Raw genomic sequence first — 7696 nt, forward strand, 5'->3', positions numbered from 1 at the left:
TGACGCACAGTAGTGTTCGGGGTGCCGGTGACCAAGGTGCCGGTGGCGGAGCCCGGTCCGTCGGTCCTGCGCGGTGAATCGGCGGGCCGGGATTCCGTCCGCGTGCGGCGTGTGACGAAGCACCGAAAACGGGATAAAGGCCGCATCTCCGGTGGCCTCGCGGTCGTGATCATGGGATCTTGGTGGGCGCCGCGACCGCGCGGCACGGGACCGCTTGTGCGGGTCCTGCTCCCGATCGGAGAACCATGCCGAGACTCGTCCTCGCGGGCGCGTCCGCCGTCGCGCTCGTCGCGGCGGGCGGATTCGTCGCCTTCCGCACCGCCGACGCGCCGTCCGTTCAGGCGGTGTCGGCCGTCCGTGGCCCCGCCGACCCCGGCCGGGTCGCCGCGCGCTCCCTGCGCGACCTCGGCGCGAACACGCGCGGGCTGCCCGCCGCGACCACCGCGCCGTTCAGCCTGGTCGGCGTCACGTGGGACCGGCCGCGCGCCGAGCTGCGCGGGACCGTGCGGGTGCGCACGCGGGCGCGGGGGACGGGCACGTGGTTGCCGTGGCGGAGCGTCGCGACCGAGACTCAGGACGTCCCGGACAAGCCGGGCAAGAACGTGCGCGGCGGCACCGGCGCGCTGTGGACCGGGCCGTCGGACGGCATCGAGGTCCGCGTGACCGGGCACGGCCGGACGCTGCCCGCCGGGCTCCGCGTCGACCTGGTCGACCCCGGCACCGGGCGGACCACCACCCGCCCGACGCCCCGCGCCGCCGGCGGGCCCGTGCCGGTCCGGCTGGCCGCCGCCGTCGAACCCGCCGGCTCCCCGGCGCCGCCGGTGAAGGCCGCGGCCGTCGCGCAGCCCGCGCTGGTGGCGCGCGCCGGGTGGGGCGCGGACGAGTCGCTGGTCAAGGCGCCGCCGACCTACGACACCTCGGTGAAGGCGGTGTTCGTCCACCACACCGACACCGGGAACGACGTGGCCTGCGCGGACTCGGCGTCCGCCGTCCGGGCGATCTTCCTGTACCACGTGCAGAGCCAGGGCTGGGACGACATCGGCTACAACTTCCTCGTCGACAAGTGCGGGACGATCTTCGAGGGCCGCGCGGGCGGGACGGACCGTCCGGTCCACGGCGCGCACACCTACGGGTTCAACACCGACACGACGGGCGTGGCGGTGCTCGGGACGTACACGTCCGCCCAGCCGAGTTCGGCCGCGCTCGACGCCGTCGCGCGGCTCTCCGCCTGGAAGCTCGGCCTCACCGGCGTCGACCCGACCGGGACCACGAAGCTGACCTCGCTCGCGCCCGACGGCACCGGCGGCAAGTACCCCTACGGCACCGAGGTCACGTTCAGCACGATCGCCGGGCACAGCGACGGGTTCGCGACCGAGTGCCCCGGCGCCCAGCTGTACGGCAAGCTGCCGGCCCTCCGGACGGCCGCGCGGAACGTCACCTGGCCCGTCCCGGCGACCACGCTGGCCGGGGCCGCCAAGTCCGGCACCCGCTACTACACCAAGGGCGCGGTGACGCTCGGCTGGAAGGCCACCGGCGCCGAGTCCTACGAGGTCCGGGTGGACGGCAAGGTCGTCGCGCAGCCCGCCGGGACCGCCACGTCCGCCGCCGTGACCCTCGCGGCGGGCGCGCACACGCTCGCGCTGCGGGCCGTCTACGCGGGCGGGAAGGTCAGCGACGCGCCCGCCTACGCCGTCACGGCCGACGCGACCAAGCCGGTGTTCGGGTCGGGGGCCGCGCTGTCTTTGCGCCGCTCGACCGTCAACACGACCGCCGCGCCCGTCACGCTCGGCTGGAAGGTCACGGACAACACGCTGCTGGCGGGCGTCCGGGCGACGTCCCCGAGCGCGAAGACGTTCCCCCCGACCACCACGAGCTGGTCGGCGACGGCCAAGCCGGGCTCCGCGCAGACCTGGGCGCTGACCGCGACGGACGCGGCGGGCAACGCGGCGACCTCCTCGGTGAGCCGGACGGCCGCGCTGGTCGCCGAGCAGAGCGCCTACCGCAAGGGCACCTGGCGGACCACGACCACGTCGTCCTACCTCGGCGGACGCGGGCTGTACTCCAGCTCGCGCGGCGCCTACGCGTCCTGGACGTTCACCGGCCGCTCGGTCGGCCTCATCGTCAAGCGCGCCGCGAACACCGGCGCGGTGACCGTCTACGTGGACGGCACCAAGGCCGGGACGCTCGACACCCGCGCGTCCACCACCGCGTACCGGCAGCTCGCGTGGACGAAGGCGTGGTCGTCCAGCGCCAAGCACACCATCAAGATCGTGGTGGCGGGGACGTCCGGGCGCGCGGTCGTGGGCATCGACGGGATCGCCTACCTGCGGTGAAAAGGCCGTCCGCCCGGCCGAGGGGGAACGGCCGGGCGGACGGGGCTCAGGGGACCGGGACGGGGGCGTCCGCGAACGTCCCGGTGCGGCGGATCGTGTGCCAGCGCAGCCGCGCGCCGAGCACGGCCGTGACCAGCGACTGGATCACCACGAGGTACAGAAGCTGCCGGTAGACGACCTGCTGGAGCGGCAGCGCCCACAGCGGCCGGATCCGCTCGCCGTCCAGCCACAGCGCGTACGCGCCCGCCGCCGCCTGCGCCGCGACGAACAGCGCCCACGTCGCGGCGGGCGCCACCGGGTCCAGGAACAGGACGCCGAACAGCGCGAAGAGGTCCACGGCGGGCGCGAACAGCGGCAGCACGACCTGGAACAGCGCCAGGTAGGGCAGCGCGCGGCGGCCGAAGCGCCCGGACGGGCCCCGGTGCGCGACCGACGCCCGGTGCTTCCACATCGCCTGCAACGTCCCGTAGCACCAGCGGTAGCGCTGCCGCCAGAGCTGGCGCAGCGACGCGGGCGCCTCGGTCCAGGCGATCGCCTTCTCCTCGTAGACCACGCGCCAGCCCGCGCGGCAGATCGCCATGGTCAGGTCGGTGTCCTCGGCGAGCGTGTCCTCGGGGACGCCGCCGACCGAGCGCAGCGCCGTCCGGCGGAACGCGCCGATCGCGCCCGGCACGGTCGGCATGCACTGCAGGACGTCGAACATCCGCCGGTCGAGGTTGAACCCGATGACGTACTCGATGTGCTGCCAGCGGCCGAGCAGCCCGCGCCGGTTGGCGACCTTGGTGTTGCCGCTGACCGCGCCGACGCCCGGGTCGGCCATCGCCGTGACGAGGTGGCGGAGCGTGTCGCGCTGGAAGACGGTGTCGCCGTCCACGAGCACGAGCAGGTCGTGGCGCGCCAGGGCGATGCCCGCGTTCAGCGCGCTCGGCTTGCCGCCGTTGGCCTTGCGGACGAGCCGGACGCCGGGCGGCGCGAGGGCGTCCACGATCGCGGCGGTGGCGTCGGTGGAGCCGTCGTCCACGACGACGACCTCCAGGTCGCCCGGGTAGTCGGTGGCGAGCAGGGACCGCACCGTCGCCGCGATCCCCGCCTCCTCGTTGTACGCCGGGACGATCACCGAAACGCCCGGCCACTCGCGCGGCTGCGGTCGGCGGCGGCGCCGCACGCGGCGTTTGTGGACGTGCGCGAACACCAGCAGCGCGGCGAGCCGGAGCGCGCACAGCGCCCCGGCGATGCCGAACACCGCGCCGAGCGCGCCGGTCAGCGCGCCCGCCGCCCGCTGCGCGGTCACGAGCGTCCAGCCGATGGCCTTCTCGGTGCGGGACGCGGGGACGGCGGCGGGCGGCAGCCGCAGCGCCCCGGTCACGGTCGTGAACCGGTAGCCGCGCGGCTGGAGGCGCGTGATGATCTGGTCGACGGCCGCGACGGTCTGGGCCCGGTCGCCGCCGGAGTCGTGGAGCATGACGACCGCGCCGCCGCCCGTCCCGGCGACGGCCCGGTCCACGATCGCGGCGGTGCCCGGACGGCGCCAGTCCTCGGTGTCGCGGTCGGTGAGCACGACGAGGTAGCCGGCGCGGCCCGCCCGCTCGGCGGCCCGCCACTCGGCGGCGGTCAGCCCGCTCGGGACCGACGAGTACGGCAGCCGCAGCAGCCGCGTGTGGACCCCGGCGGCCCCGGCCAGCGCCCGCTGGGTGAGGTCGAGTTCGAGGTCGTCGCGCCAGGCCGGGGCGGACGCCATGTCCGCGTGCGTGTAGGTGTGCGAGCCGATCTCGTGGCCCTCGCGCAGGATCCGCCGGATGATCTCGGGATGCTGCGCGGCGTGGGCGCCGGTGGTGAAGAACGTGGCGCGGGCGTTGTGGCGGCGCAGGACGTCCAGGATCTTCGGCGTCCAGACCGGGTCGGGGCCGTCGTCGAAGGTGAGCGCGATGGTCTTGGCGGGGAGGCGGCGGCTGCGGGGCGTGCCGTCCGCCAGGTTCAGCACCGGGCCGCCGGACGTCACGGCGGCGGGCGCGGGGGCCGGGTGCGGCGGCGTCCGGTGCGGGCCCTCGCCGACGGCGCCGTGCGCGTAGCCGTCCAAGAGCAGCAGGGCGGCCAGCGCGAGCCCGCCGAGCGCGAGCAGGAGCCAGTGGCCCCGGGGTTCGGTGCGGCGTCGCGTCACGGCTTCTTGGTCCGGCCCTTGGCGGGAGGCGTGACCCGTCCGTGGCCCGGCGTCGGGGTCGCGGCGTGGGACGACGGGCGGGGCGCGGCCGTGGCGCGCGCGGTCGGCGCCGGTGTCGCCTCCGGCCGCGCGGCGACGGCGGTCCGGCTCGCCGGGGCGGGGCCGGGCACCTCGCGGGGCGTCGCCGCCGGGACGATCCGGGACCGGGGCGTGCCCTCCTGCTTCGCCCGGGGGTGGGCGGGGGAGACGGTCGCGGAGGGGCCGTCGGCGGTCCACGGCGTCATCGGCACCCGCGCGCCGGTCGCGGCGCCGAGGCCGACTCCGGCCAGGAAGAGCGCGCACAGCCCGCCGGCGGCCAGGCCGAGGCCGCGCAGCAGCCTGCGCCGCCGCCCGGTCGGGTCGACGAAGACCGGCTCGGCGGCCGTGGCCTCCGGGCCGTGCGTGATCACGTCGTGGGTCATCGGTTCCATCACTGCTCGCAGGAGGGGCGTCCGGACGCCCTGCTCCCTGAGCGCCGGAATGCTCACAGATGTCACACCAGTCCGGGTTTGCCTGCACAATGGCGCCGTGGAGGACGCCTCGGAGGACGAGCTCGACCGGGCCGTCGCGGCGGCGGCCGACGGCGACGAGGACGCGTTCCGGCTGCTCTACCGGGACGTCCAGCCCCGGCTGCTGCGCTATGCCCGCTCGCTCGCCGGGTCCGACGCCGAGGACGTGACCGCCGAGGCGTGGCTCCAGATCGCCCGCGACATCGCCGGGTTCCGGGGCGAGGCGGACGCGTTCCGGGGCTGGTGCGCGACGATCGTCCGCAACCGCGCGCTGGACCTGCTGCGCCGCCGCTCCCGGCGTCCCGTCGCCGACCGGCCGCTGGAGGAGGTGCTGTCGATGCCCGCCCGCGAGGACACCGAGGCGCTCGCGCTCGGCCGCCTGTCCACCGACGCGGCGGTGCGGCTGATCGCCGAACTGCCCCGGGACCAGGCCGAGGCGGTGCTGCTGCGCGTCGTCGTCGGGCTGGACGCCGAACGCGCGGGCAAGGTGCTCGGCAAGCGGGCGGGCGCGGTGCGCACCGCCGCCTACCGCGGCCTGCGCCGCCTCGCCGCGCGGCTCGACACCGCACCCGACACCGGCCCCGCGCCGGTCCGCACGCACACCGAGGGAGCCCTGTGAGCGAGCCGGAGGCGCGCGCCGTGCGCTGGACTGAGGAGCGTCGGGAGCTTGCGACCAGAGCGACGAGGGAAGCGCGCGGCACCGCGCGCGCCGCAGGCGAGCGGGGAACACTGTGACGGAGCCGGAAGCCCATGGCATCGGGCGCGCCGCAGGTGAGCGGGGCGCTCTGAGCGACGAGATCTCGGAGGTCGGGTCGCCCGGGCTGGAGCGGCTGGTGGCGGCGGCGCAGGGGCCGGCGGAGCCGGAGGAGCTGGCGGGCGAGGAGGCGGCGGTCGCGGCGTTCCGTGCGGCGCGGGCCGGGCGGGCGGCGCGGCGGGCGCGCGCCGTCACCTTCCGGGCGCTGGCCGTCGGCGGGGTCGTGGCGGCGCTCGGCGGCGGGGCGGGCCTGGCCGCCGCGAGCGGTCATCTGCCCACGCCCGGCGGCGCGCCCGCGCGGACGCACCCGGCGACGCGGACCGACGCGCCGGACCGGGAGCGGACCGGGCCGTCGGGGCGGTCGGCCGCGCCGCGTGCTGATGAGAGCCCCGCGCCGCGTCCGACGCCGGACGCCGCCGCGACGCCGTCGCCGTCCCGGTCGCCGGTGAAGGGCGACGTGCGGGCGACGCAGGGCGTCCCGGGCGACGGGCCGCCGAGCGCGAAGCCCGGGCGCGGCGTGACCGAGCACCCGCCCCGGCGGCCGGACAAGCGCCCGAAGGCGTCGCACACCCCGAACGCCGGGAACGGCAACGCGCCGCACGTCGGCGACGAGTAGCGGGTCAGGGCTCGGCGGGCGCCCGGGGCTCCTCCGGCGGCGCGGTCGCCTCCGCGATCGGGTGGAAGTACAGGTGGACGGCCGCCGCTACCACCGCCCCGACCATCGGCGCGACGATGAACAGCCACACCTGGCTGAGCGCCGTCCCGCCGAGGATCACCGCCGGGCCGAGTGAGCGCGCCGGGTTCACGGACGTCCCGGTGATCGCGACGCCGATGAGGTGGGCGACCGCGAGGGCCAGGCCGATGACGACGCCGGCGGTGGCGCGGTCGGCGGTCTTGCTCGTCACGGCCAGCACCGCGAACACGAAGAACGCCGTCAGGACGACCTCGGCGAGGAACGCGCCGCCGAGGCTCACCCGGATGATGCTCGCCGAGCCCCAGCCGTCCGCGCCGAGGCCCGTCGTGGCGCGGCGGTAGATCGGCGACGCGTTCAGCGTCGCCCACAGGATCAGCGCGCCGACGATGCCGCCGAGGAACTGCGCGATCCAGTAGCCGACCGCCCCGCGCACGCTGATCCGGCCCGTGATCAGCGCCCCCAGCGTCACGGCCGGGTTGACGTGCGCGCCGGAGATCGGCGCGAGGACGTAGGTCAGCACGAGCATCACGAAGCCGAAGGTCAGCGCGGTCGCCACGACCCCGGCGGACAGGCTGCGCCCGGTGACGCCGAAGCCGAACGACAGCGCCGCCACCCCGACGGCGAAGTAGACGAGCAGCGCCGTCCCGAGGAACTCCGCCACACATTTCTTGACCATGGTGCCTCTTTCCGAGGATGCCGGTTCCGTCGGGGCCGTACCCGGAACGCGGCGTCCGGCGGAGGGGCGCGGCCGGAATCCTGATCTTCTTTACCGCGCGGCGAGGAATCCTTTCCCATGGCCGGGCGTCCTGCCTTTCTGCGAGGACGCTTCACGCGTCCTTTCCCGGCCCCGGGTTCTTTACCTTTCGCGGGGCATGCTGGACGAGCCCATGGGGTTATACCCGGTGGATCGCGACAGTCCCATGACCCCGGCCCCCGGTTCTTTACCTACCCGGGGGCATCATCTGGGACAACGCGGGGTTATACCCCTCAGATCGCAACACGCGGTCCCTCTCTGGAAGCGCGGCCCTTCTCGGCCGATCCGCTTCGGGCGTCGTGTCCCGCCCCTTCTCGGGCGAGGCTCTCTTCTCCTTCGCACGGCGCTCACACCGCTCTGATTCCACGGCCCTCGCATGGCCTGGGGCGGTTGTTCTGTCCGCCGAACAAAGGATTGTTGATGCATAAGCGTGCGACGAATGTTCTGATGGCCAC

Annotated in this window: 6 protein-coding genes; 3 read left to right on the forward strand and 3 right to left on the reverse strand. The window is 75.7% G+C overall.

The window, feature by feature from the left end; all coding sequences use genetic code 11:
- The first annotated feature begins 245 nt into the window (after positions 1–245).
- A complete protein-coding gene (locus GQ466_RS30525; RefSeq protein ID WP_161106556.1) occupies positions 246–2333 on the forward strand; it encodes a peptidoglycan recognition protein family protein in 2088 nt (695 codons plus the stop codon).
- A 46-nt stretch (positions 2334–2379) separates the two neighbouring features.
- Here GQ466_RS30525 and GQ466_RS30530 read toward each other — a convergent pair whose 3' ends face one another.
- Complete coding sequence (locus GQ466_RS30530) at positions 2380–4491, reverse strand: glycosyltransferase (RefSeq protein WP_161106557.1); 2112 nt, start codon at positions 4489–4491, stop codon at positions 2380–2382.
- Positions 4488–4952, reverse strand: a complete 465-nt coding sequence (locus GQ466_RS30535; RefSeq protein WP_161106558.1) for a hypothetical protein — start codon at positions 4950–4952, stop codon at positions 4488–4490. Before GQ466_RS30535 ends, GQ466_RS30530 begins: the two co-directional genes overlap by 4 nt.
- A gap of 106 nt (positions 4953–5058) precedes the next feature.
- On the opposite strand from GQ466_RS30535, the gene GQ466_RS30540 reads away from it, so the two are divergent.
- Together GQ466_RS30540 and GQ466_RS30545 are read left to right on the forward strand one after the other, a co-directional pair.
- Positions 5059–5658 (forward strand): RNA polymerase sigma factor, encoded by a 600-nt coding sequence (locus GQ466_RS30540; protein WP_337193686.1) that lies wholly within the window; start codon positions 5059–5061, stop codon positions 5656–5658.
- A gap of 112 nt (positions 5659–5770) precedes the next feature.
- Complete coding sequence (locus GQ466_RS30545) at positions 5771–6409, forward strand: hypothetical protein (protein ID WP_161106560.1); 639 nt, start codon at positions 5771–5773, stop codon at positions 6407–6409.
- A 4-nt stretch (positions 6410–6413) separates the two neighbouring features.
- Here GQ466_RS30545 and GQ466_RS30550 read toward each other — a convergent pair whose 3' ends face one another.
- A complete protein-coding gene (locus GQ466_RS30550; protein WP_161106561.1) occupies positions 6414–7163 on the reverse strand; it encodes an MIP/aquaporin family protein in 750 nt (249 codons plus the stop codon).
- Positions 7164–7696 lie beyond the last annotated feature (533 nt).

The sequence above is a fragment of the Actinomadura rayongensis genome (assembly GCF_009831215.1).
Classification (GTDB): domain Bacteria; phylum Actinomycetota; class Actinomycetes; order Streptosporangiales; family Streptosporangiaceae; genus Spirillospora; species Spirillospora rayongensis.